This window comes from Paenibacillus sp. FSL P2-0089, from assembly GCF_038595095.1.
GTDB classification, from domain to species: Bacteria; Bacillota; Bacilli; order Paenibacillales; family Paenibacillaceae; genus Paenibacillus_AQ; species Paenibacillus_AQ silagei.
This window is the reverse complement of the sequence record NZ_CP152006.1, coordinates 7,492,241-7,515,317: the sequence shown is the minus strand read 5'-3', so window position 1 is coordinate 7,515,317 and position 23,077 is coordinate 7,492,241. Positions and strand designations below refer to the sequence as shown.

Sequence of the window (23,077 nt, the reverse complement as noted above, 5' to 3'; positions counted from 1 at the left end):
ACAGCAATTGCTTCAAATGCGGGTAGTGGACGGCGATAAGCCGCCGGTTCCGGGCAGCATCCCCTTGGGTCCGGGAGCAGCCGCAGGCTCCTGCTCTTCGCCGGGCGAGCCGCCGGCTTCATTCAGGTTCTCCCCGATCAGCCGCTGAAGGCTGAACAATGCCGCCTCCTGCAGGCGGTCCTCCTGCAGTGGCTCCTGCTCCAGAACTCCGCGCAGTACCTCGGACATCTCCTCGTCCTCAATCCAGCGGAGAGCCTCGGTCACCTGAAGCTTCGTAGCGGAATCGCCGTAGCGCAGCGCCCAGAAGAACGAGGCGCGCAGCAGCGGATTATTCCGCACTTCTTCAGTGAATCTGCCTGTATTGCCCTTCCACTGCTTCAGCTGCTCCTGGAAGGGCAGCTGATAGTTATAGCTGACAGCAGGCATAGGGTGTCCTTCTGCCCGGGCCTGCTGGAGCTGGGACAGGAAGAACGCAGGGACAGCGGAAGCAGGGTCCAGCTTGGCTGCCTGTCTCCAGCAGCGCAGTGCCTCATCATGTCTTCCGCTATTGCTTGCCGCCGCGGCACAGTAATGATACAGCCCGGCGTCTCCGGCGACCTCCTCGTCCTTCAGCAGACGGCGGAAATGGCTGTAAGCGGCAGCGTGCCGGCCCAGGATACCCATGGTTGTAGCCATTTTGAATACATGCTCCTGATGGAACGGCACCGTTGCTTCTAGCATACCGAGCAGCGTTTCAAGCTGTTCCTTATCTCCTGCATACTGCAGGAAGATGGCCATATTGCACAGAGCGTGCAGATTGCCGGGGTCTTGCTTCAGCACCTCATTCAGACATTCCTTCGCCTTGGCGAACCGGCCCATATAGAAATGAGCTAGTGCCAGATTATTATGCGCAGCCAAAAAATCCGGGGTACCCGCAGTGATCTCCTCCAGCAGCTCTACAGCCTGAGGGAACTTACCCTCCTCCAGCAGACTCCGCGCCCGGTCATGCTCTACGACTCCCTCACGGCTACGGATACGCACCAGCGGAGCAGGCCGGTTCAGCTCATATTGCAGCAGCTCCATCAGTTCTTCGGATTCGGTCATGAACTCGCCGTTAGCATCCTCTTCCAAGTAAGTGACCAGCGAACGCTCCGCCTCTTCAAAGCTTTCCATATTGGCGAAGTTATTAGCCATGTAGAAATGGCATTCCGTCATAGCGGGGTCGATTTTCTCCAGAACATGGATAAGAATCTCGTTAGATGCGGTATAATTGCCCATCTCAGATAATATACCCGCCATATTGCAATGATTCACCGGATTATCCGGCTCATATTCAACAGCTTTGCGAAAATTTCTTAATGCCTTATCATATTGAAAGCGGTCCAGCGACCGAACGGCTCTTTCAAAGAAAAAATTGGCATCCAGAGTGACCGGAATGACATTACTGTGCTCCGCGGTATTCTCTGAAGTTCTCTCTATCATGGAAGCAAGGCACCTCCCTTGTTTCAGCTTCCCTAGCCTTACCTGTTCGTTTCCATTTATGGTCTCGGCTGTCTTCTTCACACAGTATACCACATGTGGCAACGAGATTCTCAAGTCTCAGAGAGAGAGCTAACGGGAGGGAAAAGCTCAAAAAAAGACGCGGGAGTTAAATCCCCGCGTCTCTGAACAGCTTATCTATGGAACCGCCCTCGATGATAATACGCGTGGCCTCAGCCAGCATGGGAGCTACCGAGAGCACTGCGAATCTGCTGGAATGCTCGTCCGGCAGGGCAATGGAATCGGTAATGACAATCTCGTCGATATTGGGATGATCCATCCGCTCAAGCGCATCCCCGGAGAACAGTCCGTGCGTAGCACAGACGATACTGTTCCGGGCACCCCGCTCCTTCAGGCCCTCCACCACATTGACGATCGTGGTTCCGGTATCTATAAGATCCTCTATAATGATTGGCGTCCTGCCTTCCACATCACCAATGACATGCGTAATCACCGATTCATTATGCGCCGGACGCTTCTTAATCATGATGGCGAACGGCGAATCCAGCCGGCTGGCCAGCTTCTCCGCCATGGACGCTCGTCCCGCATCCGGGGAGACCACGACCAGATCGGTAAGCCCCTTCACCTTCAGATAACCGCTAATCAGATCAAGCGCCGTCAGATGATCGACCGGAATATTGAAGAATCCCTGTATGGCTGCGGCATGCAGATCAATCGTAATTACGCGCGTTGCACCGGCGGTGGTCAGCACATCGGCGACCATTTTGGCTGAGATCGGCTCACGTGGTGCGGACTTACGCTCCTGCCGGGCGTACCCGTAATAGGGAACGATAATGTTCACCGTTCTGGCCGATGCGCGCTTGGCGGCATCAATCATGACCAGCAGCTCTACAAACAGCTCGTTAATCGGATGAGCCAGGGATTGCACCAAAAATACGTCGCAGTTCCGGATGCTCTCTTCATAATGCACATAAATCTCGCCGCTTTTGAAACGGGTCAGCTTAATCTGGCCAAGCGGCGCACCAAGGCGCTCCGCAATATCAGCGGCAAGCTTCGGATTCGACGAACCGGAAAAAATCCGTAATTGATGATGCATAGTACCCTCCTGGGATTATAAATTTATACGCTGAACGGAACAGATGTACGGCGGCGTCCTTCAAAGACGGACAGTTCGCGGAAGCCGGTGCGCCAGAGCATGTCCCGGGCCTCTGTTAAGCCGTCTCCCAGCTTCATGGGATCATGCGCATCAGAGCCAACCGTGAGCGGAATGCCCAGCTCAAGCGCCTGAACAAGCACATGCTCTGCCGGGAACATCTCGGCGCACGGCTTGGACAGCCCGGAAGCGTTCAGCTCCATCGCGATGCCGCTGCGGGCAATGACCTTCAGCGTATCCAGCTCAAGCTTCTTAGCCTCCGCCAGGTCCTCCGGCGTCCGGGGTCCGTAACCGAACCTTTTGATGACGTCCATATGTCCTATAATATCATATAATCCTGATAACGCCGACTTCTGTACAGCATCATAATAGCGGCGGTATACCGCCATGACATCCTGGCCTTCCCAGCCATGGGTCTGCCGGTGGTCGGTAATATCCCATTCTCCCAGGAAATGCACCGAGCCAATCAGATAATCCCACGGATACGGTGCCAAAAGCTCGCGGATCTGCTCCTCATATCCCTCAATATAATCCGCCTCCAGCCCGACCCGCAGCTCAATCGTGCCCCGGTAGCGCTCCTTCAGCGTAAGGCATTCCTCCACATATCGCGGAAGCTCCGCAAGAGGCATAGCCATCTCGGGATAATAGTGGTCCGGGTCGACATGGATCAGCGGCAGATGATCCGACAACCCAAGCTGCTCAAGTCCCAGAGCGATGCCCCGCTGCACATACTCCTCCAGCTTCCCGACCGCATGGCCACAGCGTTCATGATGGGTATGATAATCGATGTGCATGCAGAAAGTTCCTCCTAATCCCGCCGCGGGCGTTCATGGCGGGCGCTCAGCTCTTCCAGAATCTCATCCAGCGGAAGCTTGCGCTCCTGCAGCAGCACCAGCAGGTGATAGATCAGATCGCTGACCTCCAGGCGCAGCTCGGCATTATCTTTGTTTTTGGCGGCAATGATCGTCTCGGAGGCTTCCTCACCGACCTTCTTCAGGATCTTGTCCACGCCCTTGTCGAACAGATAGGTCGTATACGCCCCCTCAGGACGGTTCACCTCACGCTCGGCAATCACACGCTCCAGCTCCCCGAGTACCGCAAACCGGCCGCTCTCTGCTTCAGCAGCATTCACGGCAGCCCCGGCAGTATCAGTTACGGTTGCCGGTGAATCGAGCGGAATCTCGCGGAAGAAGCAGCTGTTCTCCCCGGTATGGCAGGCCGGGCCCTCCGGCACTACCTTCACCAGCAGCGTATCGCTGTCACAATCGTAATGGATCGAGGTGATCGCCTGCGTATTGCCGGACGTCCCCCCCTTATGCCACAGCTCGCTGCGTGAACGGCTCCAGAACCAGGTCTGGCCGCTCTTAAGTGAGCGCTGCAGCGATTCAGGATTCATATAGGCGAACATTAATACCTCCAGGGTGCGCGCATCCTGAATGACAGCAGGCAGCAGGCCGGATTCATTCCAGCGGATGCCGGACACTGCCTCCTGCTGGCTTAGTGCGATATCCTTCTTGTCCTCGCTCATCGGATCTCTACTCCTCTTTGCTTCAGATCAGCCTTCAGATCATGAATAGCAATCTCTTTATAGTGAAAAATGGTTGCCGCAAGTCCGGCATCTGCCCGGCCTTCCGTAAATACATCATAGAAATGCTCAATTCTCCCGGCCCCGCCGGAAGCAATGACAGGAATACTCAGCAGGCCGCTGACCGCCGCCGTCAGCTTCAGGTCGAAGCCGTCCTTGGTCCCGTCCGCGTCCATACTTGTAAGCAGAATCTCGCCGGCCCCCAGCCGCTCCGCTTCCTTGGCCCAGTTCAAGGCCCGGATACCCGTGGGCGTACGTCCGCCGTGCGTATACACTTCCCATTCGCCCCAAGCCTCATTATATTTGGCATCCATCGCCACTACAACGCACTGGGAGCCGAAGTGACGGGCCCCTTCCAGAATCAGCCTGGGGTTATTTACTGCGGCTGTGTTAATGCCGATCTTGTCCGCTCCGGCACGCAGAATCCGCTTCATATCATCAGGGGTCGAGATGCCCCCGCCCACCGTGAAGGGAATGGCAATCTCACCCGCCGTCTGCCGCACCACTTCAATCATGGTCGCCCTGCCTTCCACAGAAGCGGAAATATCGAGGAATACCAGCTCATCCGCTCCCTCGCGGTCGTACAGCGCCGCAAGCTCCACCGGATCTCCGGCATCGCGCAGATTCACAAAATTCACGCCTTTTACCACACGCCCGTCCTTCACATCCAGACAGGGAATAATCCGTTTCGCCAACATGCCAAGACCCCTCCTTAGTATAGACTTACCGCAATCCGGAGGATTGGCCCAGGGTCTGCAGCGCTTCACCCAGATTAATATTGCCGGTATACAGCGCCTTGCCCACAATCGCCCCGCCGATTCCGCTGCCGCTATGTACGTTCAGGCGCTGCAGATCATTAAGGCTGGTCACGCCGCCGGAAGCAATTACGCTGCGGCCGCTTGCTTTAGCCATAGAGAGAATGCCTTCCACGTTCGGCCCCTGCATCATCCCGTCACGGGAGATATCGGTATAGATGAAGGTCTCGGCACCTTTGGCGGCCAGCTCTCTGGCCAAATCTTCCGCGCGGACCTCAGATGTATTAAGCCAGCCGTGCGTAGCCACATAGCCGTTGCGGGCATCGATGCCGATGGCAACTTTGTCGCCGTATTTGGCAAGAACCGCTTCTGTAAAAGCCTGATCATTAATGGCCGCCGTTCCGATAATCACCCGGCTGACGCCAAGGCCCAGCAGCTTCTCGACATCGGCAAGAGTACGGAGACCGCCGCCGACCTGTACAGGAACATTCGCATGCTTAGCAATAGTTCCAATGATGGCATCATTCACGGGACAGCCTGCTTTGGCTCCGTCCAGATCCACCAGATGGATATACTGCCCGCCCTGCTCTTCCCATGACTTAGCTACCTCTACCGGACTGTCGTTATAGATCGTCTCTTGGGCATAATCACCCTGCTGCAGCCGGACACACTTGCCGTCCCGGATATCAATCGCCGGATATAGGATAAAAGAAGACATGAATACTCCCCGCTTTCATTGCAAATTAGTGATTCAGGCAGGCTAAGCCTGCTGTGCCTGGAGCCTCAGGAAATTACCCAGCAGCTTGACGCCAAGCTCCCCGCTCTTCTCCGGGTGGAACTGCATACCGTAGACATTGCCGCGGCCCACAATAGCCGTTACCGGATGTCCATAGTCTGTGACGGCCAGCAGATCGCTGTCCGCCGCGAGTGCATGGTAGGAGTGCACGAAGTACACATGCCCCTCCGTCAGGCCGGCCAGCAGCGGACTCTCCGGCTGGCGGAAGCTCAGCTTGTTCCAGCCCATATGCGGCACCTTGTAGCCGTCCCGGGGGGCGAAGCGCACCACTGCGCCGGGCAGAAGCCCCAGCCCCTTATGCTCGCCATGCTCCTCGCTGCTGCTGAATAGCAGCTGCATTCCGAGGCAGATGCCCAGCACCGGCTGGCCCGCTGACGCTGCGGCCCGGACGACATCATCCATTCCGCTCTCCCGTAAGTGCTCCATCGCATCGCCAAAGGCACCGACTCCCGGCAGAATGACACTGTCTGCCGCCAGGATCTCGGCGGCATCCGAGGTTACAAGACTCGTATACCCCAGCCGCTCTACGGCCTTGCTGACACTGTGCAGGTTGCCCATGCCGTAATCGACGATTGCAACGGCCATACTACAGCACTCCCTTCGTTGAAGGCACGCCCTTCACCCGGGGATCTACCAGGGTCGCCTCATCCAGTGCCCGTCCCAGCGCCTTGAAGACCGCTTCAATCATGTGATGGGTATTGGAGCCGTAATGAACGATGACATGCAGCGTAATTCTCGCCTCCAGTGCGAACTTCCACAGGAATTCATGTACCAGCTCTGTTGAGAAGCTACCTACCTGCTGGGAAGGATACGCTGCCCGGTATTCGAAATGCGGCCGGTTGCTGATATCGATCACTACCTGGGCAAGCGCCTCATCCATAGGGACGAAGACACTGGCGTACCGCTTGATGCCTTTTTTATCGCCAAGCGCTTCCCGCAAAGCCTGCCCGAGACAGATACCGATATCTTCTACCGTATGGTGATCATCAATCTCGATATCTCCCCGCGCCTGTACAGAGAGGTCAAACTGTCCATGCTTCGTGAACAGATCCAGCATATGATTCAGAAACGGTACATCGGTCTCCAGTTCGGAGACCCCGCTGCCGTCCACGGCAAAGGTTAGCTTGATGTCCGTTTCATTGGTTGTACGGCTAAGTCCGGCCTTACGCAGCGCCAGTTCGTTGTTATTGTTCTCCATTTGTGTCTCCACCTTTCGCTTCGTTCGTAAGCCGGATTTCTATCGCGCGTGCATGGCCTTCCAGCCCTTCACGCCGGGCAAGCTCCATAATCGCCGCCCCGTCGCGCAGCAGCGCTTCCTTGCTGTAATAGATCAGGCTGGACTTCTTGATGAAGTCATCCACATCTACAGGCGAGGAGAACCGCGCTGTGCCATTCGTCGGTATAATATGGTTCGGTCCGGCGAAGTAGTCGCCGACCGGCTCCGAGCTGTACGGCCCGAGGAAGATCGCACCGGCGTTCTCTATTGCGCCGGTCAGCCCCATCGGGTCTTTCACCACAATCTCCAGATGCTCCGGCGCGAGCCGGTTCACCACGGAGATGCCCTCCTCAAGCGAGTCTACGACGATAATCGCGCCGTAGTTCTCGACCGAGGCCCGCGCGATTTGCTCGCGCGGCAATGCCTGCAGCTGCCGCTCAACCTCGGCAGCCACCGCCTCCGCGAGACGCTGCGACGGCGTCACGAGGATCGCCGACGCCATCTCGTCGTGCTCGGCCTGCGAGAGCAGGTCGGCCGCGATGTAGGCGGCCTCAGCGGTATCGTCGGCGAGCACGACGATCTCGCTCGGTCCGGCGATGCTGTCGATGTCGACAGCGCCGTAGACCTCGCGCTTGGCCAGGGCCACGTAGATGTTCCCTGGCCCGCAGATCTTGTCGACCGGCACGATCGATTCCGTGCCGAAGGCGAGGGCGGCGATGGCCTGCGCGCCGCCTACGCGGTAGATCTCGTGTACGCCCGCTTCAGCGGCGGCCACGAGAATATAAGGATCAATACCTTCGGAGCCGCCCGTCGAAGGCGGCGTCACCATCACGATCTCCGGCACCCCGGCGATCTGTGCCGGTATCACGTTCATCAGCACCGAGGACGGGTAGGCCGCCTTGCCGCCGGGAACATAGACGCCCACGCGCTTCAGCGGGCGGATGATCTGGCCGAGGATCGTACCGTCCGGCTGCAGATCCATCCAGGAATTGCGTTTCTGCCGCGCATGGAACGCACGGATATTCACGGCTGCTGCGCGAATCGCCGTCACGAAGGACTCCTCTACCCGGCCGTAGGCGGCCTCAAGCTCCTCCGGCGTTACGCGCAGCTGCGCTGGCGTCAGTACAGCGCCGTCGAAGCGCTCCGTATACCGGAGCAGCGCCGCGTCGCCTTCCCGCTTGATATCGGCCACGATTTCACGTACGGCCTTGTTCTGCTCCGGCGTGCCGTATTCCACCTCACGCTGCAGTTTAAATTCCTTACTGGACTGGATCTTCACCGCCGCTTCCCCCTTGAGCTTATAGTTTTGCTTATATTATTTTACCTGCAACCCCGGTTCTGCAATAACAGCCTGCAGCCGGTCACACAGCTGCTGAATCTCCGCATTCTTCATCCGGTAGCTTACCCGGTTCGCCACCAGGCGGCTGGTGATCTCGAAGATGCTCGTCATCTCCACCAGACCGTTATCCTTCAGCGTCTGGCCGGTCTCAACCATATCCACGATCCGGTCAGCCAGCCCGATCAGCGGTGCCAGCTCGATGGAGCCGTTCAGCTTCACAACCTCCACCTGCTGGCCTTGCTCACGGAAATACCGCGAAGCCACGTTCGGGTACTTGGTAGCTACCCGCTGCTGAATGCCCGGCTGCCAGTTCGGAAGCCCGATAATCGACATCCGGCAGCGGGCGATCCCGAGATCCAGCAGCTCGTACACATCGCGGCTCTCCTCCAGCAGCACATCCTTGCCGACAATACCGATATCCGCCACTCCATACTCTACATAAGTGGGCACATCCACCGGCTTGGCTAGAATGAACTCCATTCCGGCCTCCGGCAATGAAATCACCAGCTTGCGCGACTCTTCTCCGTCCGGAGGAATCGGCAGTCCCGCCTGGCGGAACAGCTCTGCCGCTTTATTGTAAATCCGGCCTTTCGGCATGGCCACCTTAAGAATCTGTGCCATCAATACCCGCCCCCGTTTCGTGTGTACTCATCATTTCAAAACCACCTGCAGCAGCTCCGCTCACCCATGCTCGCTGACAAACGACACGAACGTGTAGATCTCGCCGTACAGCCCGCCCTCTGCCTGAATAGTATCTGCATCCAGCCGCTTCACGGTCTTCAGCTCCTCCGGGCCTGTTGCCAGCCGTGTAACCACAGCATGCCCTTCCGAGCGCAGCCTCGCAGCCTCGGCCAGACCCTCCTGGCGCCGCAGTGCATCGTACTGGACCAGAATCGGCAGCTCTTCCTCTTCCAGCAGCCCGGAGACTCCATCCAGAATACGGTTGGTCTTCAGGGAGAAGCCGGTGGAGGGAATCGGACGCCCGAATTGCTGCAGCAGGTTGTCATATCGGCCGCCGCTGCATACCGGGAAGCCCAGCTCGGAAGCATATCCCTCGAAGGTCATGCCTGTATAGTAAGAGAAATCACCGATCATCGTCAGATCAATCAGCACATGCTCCGAGACACCGTAAGCAACCAGCACCTCCCAGACCTTGCACAGATGCTCGATCGACGCGCGCGCCACCGGATGGTTGCTCAGCTCCAGCGCCTGACCGCAGATCTCCTTCCCGCCGCGCAGCCTCAACAGTCCGTCCAGCTCCTGCTTCTGGGCAGCAGACAGCTCAAGACGCCGCAGTGTCTGGCGGAAGGCTACATAATCGCGGCTGAGCAGATGGCTCTTCAGCTCCTCCTGAGCCTGGGGCAGGCCGGATACCGCCTCCTGGAAGAGACCGTCGAGGAAGCCCACATGTCCAATTGCAATTTTAAAAGACTTTACGCCCGCCGCCTGCAGGGAAGCAATCGCCAGCGCGACTACCTCTGCGTCAGCCTCCGGTGAATCATCACCGACAAGCTCTACACCGGTCTGAAAGAATTCCGCCTCCCGCCCGGCCTCTTCTTCAATCGCCCGGAAGACGTTGGCATGGTAGGACAAACGCAGCGGCAGCGGCTCATCCTTCAATAGAGAGGAGACCACACGGGCTACAGGTGCCGTCATTTCTGAACGCAGCACCAACGCCTGCCCACGGTTATTCAGCAATTTATACAGCTTCTGATCAGATGTAGAGCTGGCTACACCGACCGTATCGTAATATTCAAGAGTAGGTGTAATCATCTGCCGGTAGCCCCAGCGGCTCATACAGTGAAGTACATCCTTCTCGATCTTGCGCAGCTTCGTTACTGCACGCGGGAGATAATCTCTTACGCCGGCAGGCTTTTCAAATCCCTTTGGTTTGGCCATCTTCATTGTTCACCTCATCGGATATGTTAAAGGGTATCATCAAATACTTTATCATGGTAAAGTGGTAGCAAAGTAAAGTAGTGGCAATATCGTATCACGTACCATCCTTTTGCGTCAACAATTCGCTTGAATTCCAGAGTTCCTTTTGCCACCGGGATAAGCGGCGAATATAATAAGTTAATATGATTGTACTTTATTTCCTCCATTAAGTATTCCCGGTATCTAATTCAGAAGCAGAAAGAAGGACTGACGGCTTGAGTACATCCTATATGATTGGCGTTGATATTGGAACCACCAGCACGAAGGCTGTCCTCTTTGAAGAGAACGGAACAATTGTCGCTCAGAGCAATCAGGGCTATCCACTGCATCAGCCCTCCCCCTCTGTTGCAGAACAAGACCCGGAGCAGATTCTGGAAGCCGTGATTCATACCATAGCAGCGGTCATGCAGGAGAGCCTTGCAACACCTGAATCCATTCTGCTGGTCTCGTTCAGCTCCGCTATGCATAGCGTCATCGCTGTAGATCCTGCGGGTAAGCCGCTGACCGCCTGTATCACCTGGGCTGATAACCGGAGCAGCCGCTATGCCCGGCGGTTGAAGGATGAATTGAATGGACATGTGCTCTACCTGCGGACAGGAACGCCTATACACCCTATGTCTCCAATCACCAAGCTGATGTGGCTGGGCGAGGAGCAGCCCGAGCTGTTCCGGCAGACCTACAAGTTCATCTCCATCAAAGAATATATTTTCTTCCGGTTGTTCGGAGAATATGTGATTGACCATTCCATCGCCTCTGCCACCGGCATGTTCAATCTGGAGAAGCTCGACTGGGACGAGGAGGCGCTCCGGATTGCCGGTGTTACTCCAGAGCGGCTATCCCGTCCGGTCCCGACCACCCATATCCTGCAGGGCCTGCTTCCGGAGCTTACCGGAAAGCTCGGTCTGCTCACGGACACTCCGTTTGTAGTAGGCGCCAGTGACGGCGTTCTGTCCAACCTGGGCGTAGGGGCAATGGAGCCGGGGGTAATCGCTGCAACGATAGGCACAAGCGGTGCCATCCGTACTGTAGTTGACCATCCGCTGACCGATCCCAAAGGACGGATCTTCTGCTACGCCCTGACAGACAAGCATTGGGTGATTGGCGGCCCCGTGAATAACGGGGGGATGCTCTTCCGCTGGGTGCGTGATGAGTTCGCTGCTTCTGAAGTAGAGACGGCGAAGCGCCTGGGCATTGATCCCTACGAAGTATTAACCCGGATCGCCGAGCAGGTGCCGCCCGGCAGCAACGGACTGCTCTTCCATCCGTATCTGACCGGAGAACGCGCACCGCTGTGGAATCCTGATGCCCGCGGCTCCTTCTTCGGGTTAAGCATGAATCACCGTAAGGAGCATATGATCCGTGCGGTGCTTGAAGGTGTCATCTTCAATATGTACACCGTATTGCTGGCCATGGAGGAATGTATCGGCGAGCCCGTTAGAATCCTGGCTACCGGCGGCTTCGCCCGCTCGGCGCTATGGCGGCAGATGATGGCGGATATTTTCGATCAGGAGGTAGTCGTCCCTGAGAGCTTCGAGAGCTCTTGCCTCGGCGCTGTTGTACTGGGATTATACGCCATCCGGCGGATCGATTCCTTGGATGCTGTCTTCAGCATGATTGGCTCCACTCACCGGCATGAGCCGGTTACTGCCCACGCCAAAGCCTACAAACAGCTGCTGCCCATCTTCATCTCGGTATCCCGCAGTCTGGAGGATCAGTATCAGGCTATCGCCGACTTCCAGCGCGAGCAGGCGGGGGAACAGCCCGGCTAACGTGTTTTCCAGAACCGCCTGCTTACAGCAAAGCGCCGGACAGCCGCAGATGCGGCCAGCCGGCGCTTTCAATATATTACCAAACCTAAGTCTACACTGTCGCCTTTGGCGCTGCTGCCGGCTTCTGCGGTGCAGAGCCGAACACCATCCAGGCCGGCTTCACATAACGGAAGGCAAGCGCAACCACCAGCCAGGAGCCCAGGAGGGCCACCAGCCAGCCGCCCGCTATTGCTGCCGTATAGGCCAGCGATCCGCCGTGGAACGGCAGCTTCCGGTACATGAACAGCAGCAGCGGATGGAGCAGATAGATACCGAAGGAGCATGCCCCGGCCGAGAGCAGCAGTCTGCTCAGCACGCTGCGTCCTGCCCCGTAGAGCAGGAAGGACAGCTGGAACAGTACCAGACAAGAGAGCAAGGCATGCAGGTTCGAGAACCCTTCGTACCATAGACTATTGATTACTGTTTTCTTCGTATAGTTGTTATACCACAAGACCACATGGTAAGCTCCGGCAGCCGCCCATAAGAGCCATAGTACCACCCAGCTTGTCCCTTTACCGGAACGCCAGCCTTCGCGGGAGGGAACCAGCCACTTTTTCAAGGAGCTGTAGTAGATCGCAATCGCCGCACCTAGCAGGAAATACGAGAAATACGTAATGGCTAGACTCCCCTTGGACAGCTGCCAATACCCATGGTTCACCATATATTTGTTAAGCAGCACGAAGCCCCACTGTAACGCAAGCCCGATTACAGGTGCCCAGGCCGCGAGATGCCGGACTTTCTGCAGACACCAGAGTATCAAAGGGAACAGCAGATAGAACTGGATAATGATGATGATATAGTAGAGATGTGTATACGCCGTACCCGTCCATAGATACTTGAAGAACTTCCCGCCCATCTCCTGAAGAGGCATCCCCCAGGTATGACCGGACGTCATTTTCAGTCCAAAATACAGCACCGTAAACACAAGATAAGGCACAATAATATAGATCAGTCTGCGGCTGTAGAATTTGGCCAGTACCTTCCCGCCCAGCGGACGGTCAATATAATTGTAGAACAGGACGAACCCGCTTAAGAATATAAAGGAAGGCACCGCAAACTGGCTGAACTTGTTAATAAACAGAAACGGAGGGAACATGGAAGTGCCCAGTGTCTCAGCCAACGTGCGTGAAGTGGCATGGATGGCGATTACCGCAAAAATAGCGATTGCCCGAAAAATATCTAGCTGTGGAATTCTTTCCTTTTGAGCCATTATGATTCCTCCTGTTTACGCAGCTCGCGGAGCGGATTCCCCCCGACGAACGAACCGGCAGCAACATCTTTGTGAACCACCGACCCCGCCGCAACCGTAGCCCCATCCCCAATCGTAACCCCAGGGAGAATAGTCGTGTTAGCCCCAATCATTACATTCTCGCCGATCATAACTTCACCCAGCCGATACTCCTTGATGAGGTACTCATGGGCCAGGATTGTAGTGTTATAGCCGATAACCGTGTTCTCCCCAATAGAGATCTTCTCCGGAAAAAAAACATCCACCATCGCCATAAGTCCAAACGCAGTATGCTTGCCTATCTTCATCCCGAGCACCCGGCGGTAAATCCAGTTTTTGAGCGGCAGAATCGGGCAATAACGGGCAATCTGGATAAAAATAAAGTTGCGCACACCCTTCCACGGGCTGACCGTGCGGTAAATATGCCAGAGCGAATTATGCCCCTCCACGGGATAACGGGTTATCTTTCTCACGGCTGCATAGTCTCCTGCTCCACAATTGAGTACAAGTCCTTCATCTCCTGGATGATGTAATCCGGTTCATAGGTGCGCAGTACAGCCTCACCCTTAAGCGACCAGGCTACCCCTGCTACAAGCACACCTGCTGCCTTGGCAGACTGAATATCGACAGCACTATCCCCCACCATCAGTGTCTTGGCTGGATCAACACCCAGATTGGCCACTGCCGTGAGCACCGGCTCCGGATGCGGCTTCGGATGAGTCACATCATTCACCGTAACAATCGTCTCCATATATTTCAACAGATCGAACATTTCCAGTGACTTCAATGTGTTAGGCCGGATCTTCGTGGTCACAATCCCAAGCTTGATTCCCCGGCGCTGCAGCTCCTCCATCGTCTCATTCACATCGGGAAAAGCTTGGACCAGCTCATCATGATGCGCATTGTTGTACGAACGGTAGGACCGTTCCAGCACGCCTATATCCTTCAGCTCCAGGCCGGAGAATGCGCCTAGCTGCTGCTGAAGTGTAGTTCCCATCAAGGGAATGATCTGTTCCCGGGTCAGCGCCGGCAGGTTATTCTCCTTCAGCGCATGCATGAACGAATTGATGATCAGCTCATTCGTATTCACAATCGTTCCGTCCAGATCAAATAACACGCATTCTATCATTGATTGTATTACTCCTTTGTTTCCTTATCTTTAGAGGGATCTTCCACCGGCTGAACTGGCTGAGAAGGCTTCTGAGGCGTATTCACAGCACTCTCTGGAACTACCGCATCCGCTGCTGCCGGTTTGGTGCTAATGATCGGGTCCAGGTAATGAGCCTTCGGCTGTCCGCTTACCCGCCGTACAATAATCAGTGCAATGGCGGCCACAATAATGAGCAGCGCGAGCAGCTGAGAGATACGGATATTCCCGTAAGCCGGGTCAAGATAGCCTTGCTCGAAACCCATCCACTTCATTGGACTCCACAGCCCGTTAATGAAGGCTGCCACACCGCTGCTGCCGTCAAAGGCAAGACTGTCCGTACGCAGAGCTTCAATGAAGAAGCGGCCGATGGAGTACCAGATGAAGTAGGACATGAAGATTTCTCCGGCACGGACGAACTTCTGGCGGCGCAGCACCATGAGGAGCAGAATGCCCAGCAGACTCCAGAGTGATTCGTACAGGAAGGTCGGATGGTGAAAAGCATCCCCTATGTACATTTGATTAACGATAAAGTCCGGCAAATGCAGCTTATCCCGCAGGAACGATTCCTCTACCACACCGCCATAGGCTTCCTGGTTGATGAAATTACCCCACCGTCCGATCATCTGGCCTGCAAGCAGTCCGGGAGCACAGATATCCACGATGCGCCAGAACGGATAGCCTTTATAGCGGAAATAAATAATCCCGCAGATAATCGCGCCGATCAGGGCGCCATAAATCGCAATACCGCCATTCCAGACCTTGAAGATATCGAGCAGGTTATCCTTATAGTCTTCCCACTTGAAGGCTACGAAGTATAGCCGCGCCCCAATAATAGCCGATGGCAAGCCCAACAGCAACATATCCATGAAGAACTCCTGAGGAATGTTGAAGCGTTTGCCTTCTTGAATACATAGGAAAAGCCCGGTAAGCGCACCAAGACCCAGAATCAGGCCATACCAGTGAACCGGCAGTGATCCAATCGAGAAGACAATCGGGTCAATCGCTAGTGAATAAAACATGCTCTCACACTCCTAATCGAGATCATCCATATCTTCTGAGATGGTGGCGGTAAGTTTATTCGTAAATTGCAGCGCGGCATTAAAGCCCATTTGCTTGAGCCGGTAATTCATCGCAGCCACCTCGATAATGACAGCGAGGTTACGTCCCGGACGGACAGGGATGGTAACCAGCGGCACATCGGTATCAATAATCCGTGTCGTCTCCTCATCCAGTCCCAGTCGGTCATACTGCTTGTCCTGCTGCCAGGCTTCCAGTCTGACCACCAGAGTAATCCGCTTGTGATTACGGATAGCGCCTGCTCCAAAGAGCGTCATAACATTAATAATCCCGACACCGCGGATCTCCAGCAAGTGACGGATTAATTCCGGTGCGGTACCATGAAGCTGATTATCCGAGGTCTGGCGGATTTCTACCGCATCATCGGCAATCAGGCGATGACCGCGTTTAACGAGTTCCAGAGCGGTTTCACTTTTACCAATGCCGCTGGTGCCTGTAATCAGCATCCCTACCCCATACACATCACAGAGAACACCGTGAATTGTTGCAGTCGGTGCCAGTCTGCCCTCAAGGAAGCTGGTCAGTCTGCTTGAGAAAATCGTGGTCGCCATGGAGCTGCGGAGCACAGGAAGTCCCTTCTCGTTACTGATGTCTACAAGCTCCTGAGGTACATCCAACGCACGAGTAATGACGATACACGGGGTATTGTCGTTACAGATACCGCGTACCCGGCTTTTCCGTTCTTCCTCTGAGAGCATAGAGAAGAAAGCCAGCTCTGTTTTGCCTAGTAGCTGCACACGTTCTTCCGGATAATATTCGAAATAACCGGCCATTTCCAGCCCGGGACGGTTCAAATCATCCACTGTGATCGGTCTTTTCAGACCTTCATGTCCGGATACTACCTCTAATTGAAAATGCTGCACCAATTCCGATACTTTTACCTTCTTAGCCATATATGTGTCCGTCCTTTCGTCACCCGCGGCTTATGCCGCTTCCCCGCATACCGGTTACATCTTTATCCATTCCAGCTACAGGTAATTCTCCTGCTATCTTAATGGATTATGCCAGTGAATGCAATCTTAACCCCAGCGGTTATCGTTCCATTCCACCATGATCATTACAAGAAAAAGCCGCCTAACCAGGCGGCTTTCTTCATTATAAACTATGTTCACCCTGCAGAGATCTTATCCCAGCAGAACGTTAAGTTCGGATTCTTTGTCGAAGATGTGGACTTTGTTCATGTCGATGGCCAATCTAGGCTTACTGCCTTCACGGGTAGTGGAACGTCCATCTACACGTGCAATTACAGTGTTATTGCCAAGACCGCTCAAGTAGAGGAGCATTTCATGACCAAGGTTTTCCGTAACATCAACCATCGAAGTGAAGATTGTGTTAGGAGAAGCTTCCAGGAACACTGGCTCTTCATGAATGTCTTCTGGACGAACGCCCATGATTACATCTTTACCGATGAAGCCTTTGTTACGCAGGATTGTAGCTTTGCCGCCTGGAACTTCAACATCAAGGTTCTCTGCACGGAAACGGACAGCGCCGTTCACTTCGGAAAGAGTACCGTTGATAAAGTTCATGGTAGGGGAACCGATAAATCCGGCTACGAACAGGTTCGTAGGCTCATTGTACAGTTCTTCAGGGGAAGCCGCCTGCTGGATGATACCATCGTACATAACTACGATACGGTCACCCATCGTCATTGCTTCTGTCTGGTCATGCGTTACATAAATACAAGTAGTTTCAAGGCGTTTCACCAGCTTAGTGATTTCAGCACGCATTTGACCACGAAGTTTAGCATCCAAGTTGGAAAGAGGCTCATCCATCAAGAAGACTTGTGGATCACGGACGATTGCGCGGCCGAGAGCGACACGTTGACGTTGACCACCGGACAGTGCCTTAGGTTTGCGTTCCAGCAAGTGCTCGATATCCAGGATTTTCGCTGCTTCGCGCACTTTCTTGTCGATTTCTTCTTTCTTCACTTTGCGCAATTTCAGACCGAAAGCCATGTTCTGATATACACTCATGTGCGGGTACAAGGCGTAGGATTGGAATACCATCGCGATATCACGGTCTTTAGGAGCAACGTCATTCACTACACGGTCACCAATGTACATTTTACCTTCAGAGATTTCTTCCAGACCAGCGATCATACGCAGGGTTGTGGATTTACCGCAACCGGAAGGACCAACCAGTACGAGGAATTCCTTATCTTTAATATCAAGATTGATATCGATTACTGTTGCTTTATCGGAACCCGGGTATTTTTTGAAAATATGCTCTAAACGTACGCCTGCCATTGTATTTCCCCCTCGAGTCTAGTATTGGATTAGAAAATCAAACGCTTTCTTGTACACTTATCTTACCCCAGAGCCGGCCTCATGGCTATTTGCAAGGTTCACAAAAAACCTATTTTCTTTTCGTCACTTTATACAATAACATGGCAAGCTTCACAATAGCGGCATCCCCAAAGCTGCGGACATCGGCCCCCGTCTCCTGTTTAATCTTGTCCAGCCTGTAGAGCAGCGTGTTGCGGTGAATGTACAGCTTCTTGGCGGTTTCACTGACATTGCAGTCCATTTCAAAAAAACTCTCCAGCGTCAGCAGCATTTCCTTATCCGCCAGTACCGCCGTGTAATCACCGATCTGGCCCAGCAGCTGTCTCCGCCGGTCATCCGGAATACTGTTAACCAGCCGCTCCATGTGCAGCTCCCACGGCAGATGAATATAATCACCTACCTGGAAGATACGGCCAAGAATAATGGTCTCCCGCAGCAAGGCGACTGCTCCTGTCAGACCTTTAACCGGGATAATGGCTGGAGAGACGGCCAGATGGAAGACGCCAACCCACTCGCTGGCAATCAGTTCATGCAGCCCCATAGAAGTCTGTGACAGCAAATCCTCAGCACTCTCTTCCTCATCCTCTTTATCATCTCCGCCTGTGAGGAGTTCCTTACGGGCTAAAATTAACCATTCCTTATCCTGCAGGGGAACCAGCAATACATCATTCTCGAAATAACTGCGCAGCAGCTTCATTAAGGAGCGATACGTCATCTGCGGATTATGAACATTCTCGCTTACCAGCATGAACGGAATCATATCTCCGAACAGCCGGCCCTTCAGCGAGATTTCATCCGGGATCTCCGCATCGTCCTTCTCCTGCTCCAGTTGGGCATTCAGCCAGCCGCTAAGCTGCCGCGCCTCCATCTCCCCTTCTTCCTTGAACCCGGTTGCCTTCAGCGCTACCGCAAAATTGCGTCCGGCATAATTCACCAGCTCCAGCTCCAGCGACGACAGCCCCTCTGTCTCCACCCACACTGCTGTAACACGGCCATCATTCTCATATAGGGGAATCCAGAGATAACCCTCATGAATGACCGGCAGTTCCTGATCCTTATCCGTACTTATGCCAAAAAGTGAAGCGGAATGCTGTCTCCCCAGCTGCTTGATTCCGGTCCTCTTTCCGGTGAGTTGCTCCAATTTTTGACGCAAACCCTCACTATCCATCATCACCATTCTCCACCACTTTTGCTTTTTTCGCTTATTTTATCATATTTTGCTGTAAAATGCGGAATTTGCGCTTACGAGCATACTTGTATCATGAATCAAAATACAAAAAAGGCCACCACCCTAAAGTGATGACCGTTTGACTTAAGATGAGCCATGAAGGACTCGAACCTTCGACACCCTGATTAAAAGTCAGGTGCTCTACCAACTGAGCTAATGGCTCCTAAAAAGGGATGGAGGCTGATGGATTCGAACCACCGAACACGTACGTGAGCAGATTTACAGTCTGATGCGTTTGGCCACTTCGCTAAGCCTCCATGATGGTGGCGCGGGAGGGAATCGAACCCCCGACACAAGGATTTTCAGTCCTTTGCTCTACCGACTGAGCTACCGAGCCATAAACAAACCTAAAAACAAAAAAAATGGCGGAACCGACGGGATTCGAACCCGCGATCTCCTGCGTGACAGGCAGGCATGTTAGGCCAACTACACCACGGTTCCACAATTTGCTCTTAAAAATGGTGCCGGCGAGAGGACTTGAACCCCCAACCTACTGATTACAAGTCAGTTGCTCTACCAGTTGAGCTACACCGGCACGGTGTAAGGCAATACAATTCGAACATAAAAATGGTGGAGGCTGAGGGGTTCGAACCCCCGACCCTCTGCTTGTAAGGCAGATGCTCTCCCAGCTGAGCTAAGCCTCCGGGTATGTATGGTAGCGGCAGAGGGGATCGAACCCCCGACCTCACGGGTATGAACCGTACGCTCTAGCCAGCTGAGCTACGCCGCCACACTACAAGTATTGGATTTATAATGGCGGAGAGAGAGGGATTCGAACCCTCGCACCGCTTACGCAGTCTAACCCCTTAGCAGAGGGTCCCCTTATAGCCACTTGGGTATCTCTCCAAATTAATGGTAGCCATGTAAATCCGCACAGGAAATTGATTCCTGAAAACTGAATCCGAAACGAATCTGCGTGTTAGAAATTTTGGATAAGCCCTCGACCGATTAGTATTGGTCAGCTCCATGCATTGCTGCACTTCCACCTCCAACCTATCTACCTCGTCGTCTTCAAGGGGTCTTACATACTGGGAAATCTCATCTTGAGGGGGCTTCACGCTTAGATGCTTTCAGCGCTTATCCCGTCCGTACGTAGCTACTCAGCCATGCTCCTGGCGGAACAACTGATGCACCAGCGGTACGTCCATCCCGGTCCTCTCGTACTAAGGACAGCTCCTCTCAAATTTCCTGCGCCCACGACAGATAGGGACCGAACTGTCTCACGACGTTCTGAACCCAGCTCGCGTACCGCTTTAATGGGCGAACAGCCCAACCCTTGGGACCTACTTCAGCCCCAGGATGCGATGAGCCGACATCGAGGTGCCAAACCTCCCCGTCGATGTGGACTCTTGGGGGAGATAAGCCTGTTATCCCCAGGGTAGCTTTTATCCGTTGAGCGATGGCCCTTCCATGCGGTACCACCGGATCACTAAGTCCGACTTTCGTCCCTGCTCGACTTGTAGGTCTCGCAGTCAAGCTCCCTTATGCCTTTGCACTCTGCGAATGATTTCCAACCATTCTGAGGGAACCTTTGAACGCCTCCGTTACTCTTTAGGAGGCGACCGCCCCAGTCAAACTGCCCGCCTGACACGGTCCCCGTACCCGATGAGGGCACTAGGTTAGAACCTAGATACGATCAGGGTGGTATCCCAACGGCGCCTCCGCAGAAGCTTGCGCTCCTGCCTCCACGGCTCCCACCTATCCTGTACAGATCGTACCCAAATTCAATATCAAGCTGCAGTAAAGCTCCATGGGGTCTTTCCGTCTTGTCGCGGGTAACCTGCATCTTCACAGGTATTAAAATTTCACCGGATCTCTCGTTGAGACAGCGCCCAAGTCGTTACGCCATTCGTGCGGGTCAGAATTTACCTGACAAGGAATTTCGCTACCTTAGGACCGTTATAGTTACGGCCGCCGTTTACTGGGGCTTCGGTTCACAGCTTCGGGTTTAACCCCTAACCGCTCCCCTTAACCTTCCAGCACCGGGCAGGCGTCAGCCCGTATACTTCGCCTTGCGGCTTCGCACAGACCTGTGTTTTTGCTAAACAGTCGCTTGGGCCTTTTCACTGCGGCCCCCTCGGGCTATTCACCCTACCGAGGCACCCCTTCTCCCGAAGTTACGGGGTCATTTTGCCGAGTTCCTTAACGAGAGTTCTTCCGCGCGCCTTAGAATTCTCTTCTCGCCTACCTGTGTCGGTTTGCGGTACGGGCACCTTCTCCTGACTAGAGGCTTTTCTTGGCAGTGTGAGATCATGACCTTCGCTACTATAATTTTCGCTCCCCATCACAGCCCAGCCTTACGATGTGCGGATTTGCCTGCACACCAGCCTCACTGCTTAGACGGACATCCATCAGTCCGCGTCACTACCCTCCTGCGTCACCCCATCGCTCATAGCGGATTACGGTGGTACAGTAATTTCAAACTGTTGTCCTTCGACTACGCCTGTCGGCCTCGCCTTAGGTCCCGACTTACCCTGAGCGGACGAGCCTTCCTCAGGAAACCTTGGGCTTTCGGCGGATCAGATTCTCACTGATCTTTTCGTTACTCATACCGGCATTCTCACTTGTATGCTGTCCAGCGCTCCTTACGGTACACCTTCAACCTACATACAACGCTCCCCTACCCCAGATGCAAAGCATCTAGCCATAGCTTCGGTGGTGTGTTTAGCCCCGTTACATTTTCGGCGCAGAGTCACTCGACCAGTGAGCTATTACGCACTCTTTCAATGGTGGCTGCTTCTAAGCCAACATCCTGGTTGTCTGTGCAACTCCACATCCTTTCCCACTTAACACACACTTGGGGACCTTAGCTGATGGTCTGGGCTGTTTCCCTTTTGACAATGGATCTTAGCACTCACTGTCTGACTCCCGGCAAGAAGTAAATGGCATTCGGAGTTTGACTGAGCTTGGTAACCCTTGCGGGCCCCGCACCCAATCAGTGCTCTACCTCCACCACTCCATTCACCGAGGCTAGCCCTAAAGCTATTTCGGGGAGAACCAGCTATCTCCGAGTTCGATTGGAATTTCTCCGCTACCCCCACCTCATCCCCGCATTTTTCAACATGCGTGGGTTCGGGCCTCCAGTGCGTGTTACCGCACCTTCACCCTGGACAGGGGTAGATCACACGGTTTCGGGTCTACGTCCACATACTTAGTCGCCCTATTCAGACTCGCTTTCGCTGCGGCTCCGGCTTCTCACCTTAACCTTGCATGTTAAACGTAACTCGCCGGTTCATTCTACAAAAGGCACGCCATCACCCATAAAGAGGGCTCTGACTTTTTGTAAGCACACGGTTTCAGGTTCTATTTCACTCCCCTTCCGGGGTGCTTTTCACCTTTCCCTCACGGTACTGTTTCACTATCGGTCGCCAGGTAGTATTTAGCCTTAGCAGATGGTCCTGCTGGATTCATACGGGGTTTCACGTGCCCCGCACTACTCGGGATCCGTCTCGGAGAGAACACAGTTTAGGCTACAGGGCTTTTACCTCTATCGCGGGCCTTTCCAGACCTCTTCGCCTACTCTATTCCTTTGTAACTCCATGTGAGACGTCCCACAACCCCAAGAGGCAAGCCCCTTGGTTTAGGCTGTTCCGCGTTCGCTCGCCGCTACTGACGGAATCACTATTGTTTTCTCTTCCTCAGGGTACTTAGATGTTTCAGTTCCCCTGGTCTGCCTCTGCGTATCCTATGTATTCAGATACGAGTAACTGCGAATTACCACAGCTGGGTTTCCCCATTCGGACACCCCCGGATCAAAGCTTGCTTACAGCTCCCCGAGGCAGTTTCGTTGTTCGCCACGTCCTTCGTCGGCTCCTGGCGCCTAGGCATCCTCCGTGTGCTCTTAGTAGCTTAACCTCGATTTTTCCGTCAGGAAAATATCGGACAATGAATTTCTTCAACGTCTGTATTTCCATCAAGATCATCGTAGCATCGCCATTAATTCAAAACTTGTTTACACAAGTTCAGCTTAAAGGAATGTTCTAAAACGCAAATTCATTTCGGTATCCAGTTTTCAAGGATCAAGTTGCTGTTATTATGAA

At 54.2% G+C, this 23,077-nt stretch carries 19 protein-coding genes, 8 tRNA genes and 1 rRNA gene; 1 reads left to right on the top strand and 27 read right to left on the bottom strand.

The features are described from left to right. Window positions 1-12: 12 nt before the first annotated feature. From NST69_RS32235 to NST69_RS32185, 11 genes are all read right to left on the bottom strand, one after another. Complete coding sequence (locus NST69_RS32235; protein ID WP_342548076.1) at window positions 13-1,461, bottom strand: tetratricopeptide repeat protein; 1,449 nt, start codon at window positions 1,459-1,461, stop codon at window positions 13-15. A gap of 166 nt (window positions 1,462-1,627) precedes the next feature. Continuing rightward, window positions 1,628-2,575 (bottom strand): ribose-phosphate pyrophosphokinase, encoded by a 948-nt coding sequence (locus NST69_RS32230; RefSeq protein ID WP_036726251.1) that lies wholly within the window; start codon window positions 2,573-2,575, stop codon window positions 1,628-1,630. Window positions 2,576-2,598: 23 nt separating this feature from the next. Further along, window positions 2,599-3,426 (bottom strand): histidinol-phosphatase HisJ, encoded by an 828-nt coding sequence (gene hisJ / locus NST69_RS32225; RefSeq protein ID WP_342548075.1) that lies wholly within the window; start codon window positions 3,424-3,426, stop codon window positions 2,599-2,601. 14 nt (window positions 3,427-3,440) lie between these two features. Then, entirely contained in the window at window positions 3,441-4,160 is a 720-nt protein-coding gene (hisIE, locus tag NST69_RS32220) for a bifunctional phosphoribosyl-AMP cyclohydrolase/phosphoribosyl-ATP diphosphatase HisIE (protein WP_342548074.1), read from the bottom strand. Further along, window positions 4,157-4,915, bottom strand: a complete 759-nt coding sequence (gene hisF / locus NST69_RS32215; protein WP_342548073.1) for an imidazole glycerol phosphate synthase subunit HisF — start codon at window positions 4,913-4,915, stop codon at window positions 4,157-4,159. Before hisF ends, hisIE begins: the two co-directional genes overlap by 4 nt. A 25-nt stretch (window positions 4,916-4,940) precedes the next feature. Next, a complete protein-coding gene (gene hisA, locus NST69_RS32210; protein ID WP_339252779.1) occupies window positions 4,941-5,690 on the bottom strand; it encodes a 1-(5-phosphoribosyl)-5-[(5-phosphoribosylamino)methylideneamino]imidazole-4-carboxamide isomerase in 750 nt (249 codons plus the stop codon). A 42-nt stretch (window positions 5,691-5,732) separates the two neighbouring features. Further along, window positions 5,733-6,353 (bottom strand): imidazole glycerol phosphate synthase subunit HisH, encoded by a 621-nt coding sequence (gene hisH / locus NST69_RS32205; RefSeq protein ID WP_209878674.1) that lies wholly within the window; start codon window positions 6,351-6,353, stop codon window positions 5,733-5,735. A gap of 1 nt (window position 6,354) precedes the next feature. Then, window positions 6,355-6,966, bottom strand: coding sequence for an imidazoleglycerol-phosphate dehydratase HisB (hisB, locus tag NST69_RS32200; RefSeq protein WP_339252775.1), 612 nt, complete (start codon window positions 6,964-6,966; stop codon window positions 6,355-6,357). Next, window positions 6,953-8,263, bottom strand: a complete 1,311-nt coding sequence (gene hisD / locus NST69_RS32195) for a histidinol dehydrogenase (protein ID WP_339252773.1) — start codon at window positions 8,261-8,263, stop codon at window positions 6,953-6,955. Before hisD ends, hisB begins: the two co-directional genes overlap by 14 nt. A gap of 36 nt (window positions 8,264-8,299) precedes the next feature. Further along, the gene (hisG, locus tag NST69_RS32190) at window positions 8,300-8,944 is read right to left on the bottom strand and encodes an ATP phosphoribosyltransferase (RefSeq protein WP_342548072.1); all 645 of its coding nucleotides are present in this window, start codon (window positions 8,942-8,944) and stop codon (window positions 8,300-8,302) included. Window positions 8,945-9,004: 60 nt separating this feature from the next. Further along, window positions 9,005-10,222 carry an ATP phosphoribosyltransferase regulatory subunit gene (locus NST69_RS32185; protein ID WP_342548071.1) on the bottom strand — a complete coding sequence of 406 codons (1,218 nt, stop codon included), beginning with the start codon at window positions 10,220-10,222 and terminating at the stop codon, window positions 9,005-9,007. Between the two features lie 254 nt (window positions 10,223-10,476). Between NST69_RS32185 and gntK the strand changes: the two genes are divergently transcribed. Beyond that, a complete protein-coding gene (gene gntK, locus NST69_RS32180; RefSeq protein WP_342548070.1) occupies window positions 10,477-12,030 on the top strand; it encodes a gluconokinase in 1,554 nt (517 codons plus the stop codon). 91 nt (window positions 12,031-12,121) lie between these two features. Here the strand turns inward: gntK and NST69_RS32175 are convergent, their stop codons facing one another. The 16 genes from NST69_RS32175 to NST69_RS32100 all read right to left on the bottom strand — a co-directional run bounded on the left by NST69_RS32175 (window position 12,122) and on the right by NST69_RS32100 (window position 22,892). Further along, window positions 12,122-13,279, bottom strand: coding sequence for an acyltransferase family protein (locus NST69_RS32175; protein ID WP_209878684.1), 1,158 nt, complete (start codon window positions 13,277-13,279; stop codon window positions 12,122-12,124). Beyond that, a complete protein-coding gene (locus NST69_RS32170; RefSeq protein WP_076077035.1) occupies window positions 13,279-13,770 on the bottom strand; it encodes an acyltransferase in 492 nt (163 codons plus the stop codon). The genes NST69_RS32175 and NST69_RS32170 overlap by 1 nt, the downstream gene beginning before the upstream one ends. Beyond that, window positions 13,767-14,426 carry a pyrophosphatase PpaX gene (ppaX, locus tag NST69_RS32165; RefSeq protein ID WP_342548069.1) on the bottom strand — a complete coding sequence of 220 codons (660 nt, stop codon included), beginning with the start codon at window positions 14,424-14,426 and terminating at the stop codon, window positions 13,767-13,769. Before ppaX ends, NST69_RS32170 begins: the two co-directional genes overlap by 4 nt. A gap of 8 nt (window positions 14,427-14,434) precedes the next feature. Next, the gene (gene lgt, locus NST69_RS32160; protein WP_036726233.1) at window positions 14,435-15,466 is read right to left on the bottom strand and encodes a prolipoprotein diacylglyceryl transferase; all 1,032 of its coding nucleotides are present in this window, start codon (window positions 15,464-15,466) and stop codon (window positions 14,435-14,437) included. Window positions 15,467-15,478: 12 nt separating this feature from the next. Further along, the gene (hprK, locus tag NST69_RS32155) at window positions 15,479-16,417 is read right to left on the bottom strand and encodes an HPr(Ser) kinase/phosphatase (protein ID WP_036726232.1); all 939 of its coding nucleotides are present in this window, start codon (window positions 16,415-16,417) and stop codon (window positions 15,479-15,481) included. A 231-nt stretch (window positions 16,418-16,648) separates the two neighbouring features. Next, window positions 16,649-17,770: a sn-glycerol-3-phosphate ABC transporter ATP-binding protein UgpC gene (gene ugpC / locus NST69_RS32150; protein WP_036726231.1), complete on the bottom strand. Its 1,122-nt coding sequence runs from the start codon at window positions 17,768-17,770 to the stop codon at window positions 16,649-16,651. A gap of 109 nt (window positions 17,771-17,879) precedes the next feature. Continuing rightward, window positions 17,880-18,962, bottom strand: coding sequence for a helix-turn-helix domain-containing protein (locus tag NST69_RS32145; RefSeq protein WP_340956867.1), 1,083 nt, complete (start codon window positions 18,960-18,962; stop codon window positions 17,880-17,882). Window positions 18,963-19,127: 165 nt separating this feature from the next. Further along, window positions 19,128-19,200, bottom strand: a tRNA-Lys gene (locus tag NST69_RS32140). Window positions 19,201-19,211: 11 nt separating this feature from the next. Then, window positions 19,212-19,294: transfer RNA gene (locus NST69_RS32135), tRNA-Tyr, on the bottom strand. Between the two features lie 4 nt (window positions 19,295-19,298). Then, a tRNA-Phe gene (locus NST69_RS32130) sits at window positions 19,299-19,374 on the bottom strand. Between the two features lie 26 nt (window positions 19,375-19,400). Continuing rightward, a tRNA-Asp gene (locus NST69_RS32125) sits at window positions 19,401-19,478 on the bottom strand. Between the two features lie 18 nt (window positions 19,479-19,496). After that, window positions 19,497-19,572 (bottom strand) — tRNA-Thr (locus NST69_RS32120). Window positions 19,573-19,605: 33 nt separating this feature from the next. Beyond that, window positions 19,606-19,681, bottom strand: a tRNA-Val gene (locus tag NST69_RS32115). Window positions 19,682-19,690: 9 nt separating this feature from the next. Then, window positions 19,691-19,767: transfer RNA gene (locus tag NST69_RS32110), tRNA-Met, on the bottom strand. A gap of 24 nt (window positions 19,768-19,791) precedes the next feature. Further along, window positions 19,792-19,883, bottom strand: a tRNA-Ser gene (locus tag NST69_RS32105). Window positions 19,884-19,965: 82 nt separating this feature from the next. Then, window positions 19,966-22,892, bottom strand: a 23S ribosomal RNA gene (locus NST69_RS32100). Window positions 22,893-23,077 lie beyond the last annotated feature (185 nt).

Coding starts and splice junctions, on each gene's coding strand:
- hisF (WP_342548073.1), bottom strand. CDS start 4,915: ATGTTGGCGAAACGGATTATTCCCTGTCTGGATGTGAAGGACGGGCGT.
- ppaX (WP_342548069.1), bottom strand. CDS start 14,426: ATGATAGAATGCGTGTTATTTGATCTGGACGGAACGATTGTGAATACG.
- hisA (WP_339252779.1), bottom strand. CDS start 5,690: ATGTCTTCTTTTATCCTATATCCGGCGATTGATATCCGGGACGGCAAG.
- NST69_RS32185 (WP_342548071.1), bottom strand. CDS start 10,222: ATGGCCAAACCAAAGGGATTTGAAAAGCCTGCCGGCGTAAGAGATTAT.
- hisH (WP_209878674.1), bottom strand. CDS start 6,353: ATGGCCGTTGCAATCGTCGATTACGGCATGGGCAACCTGCACAGTGTC.
- NST69_RS32230 (WP_036726251.1), bottom strand. CDS start 2,575: ATGCATCATCAATTACGGATTTTTTCCGGTTCGTCGAATCCGAAGCTT.
- lgt (WP_036726233.1), bottom strand. CDS start 15,466: ATGTTTTATTCACTAGCGATTGACCCGATTGTCTTCTCGATTGGATCA.
- hisG (WP_342548072.1), bottom strand. CDS start 8,944: ATGGCACAGATTCTTAAGGTGGCCATGCCGAAAGGCCGGATTTACAAT.
- hisIE (WP_342548074.1), bottom strand. CDS start 4,160: ATGAGCGAGGACAAGAAGGATATCGCACTAAGCCAGCAGGAGGCAGTG.
- ugpC (WP_036726231.1), bottom strand. CDS start 17,770: ATGGCAGGCGTACGTTTAGAGCATATTTTCAAAAAATACCCGGGTTCC.
- NST69_RS32175 (WP_209878684.1), bottom strand. CDS start 13,279: ATGGCTCAAAAGGAAAGAATTCCACAGCTAGATATTTTTCGGGCAATC.
- hprK (WP_036726232.1), bottom strand. CDS start 16,417: ATGGCTAAGAAGGTAAAAGTATCGGAATTGGTGCAGCATTTTCAATTA.
- hisB (WP_339252775.1), bottom strand. CDS start 6,966: ATGGAGAACAATAACAACGAACTGGCGCTGCGTAAGGCCGGACTTAGC.
- hisJ (WP_342548075.1), bottom strand. CDS start 3,426: ATGCACATCGATTATCATACCCATCATGAACGCTGTGGCCATGCGGTC.
- NST69_RS32235 (WP_342548076.1), bottom strand. CDS start 1,461: ATGATAGAGAGAACTTCAGAGAATACCGCGGAGCACAGTAATGTCATT.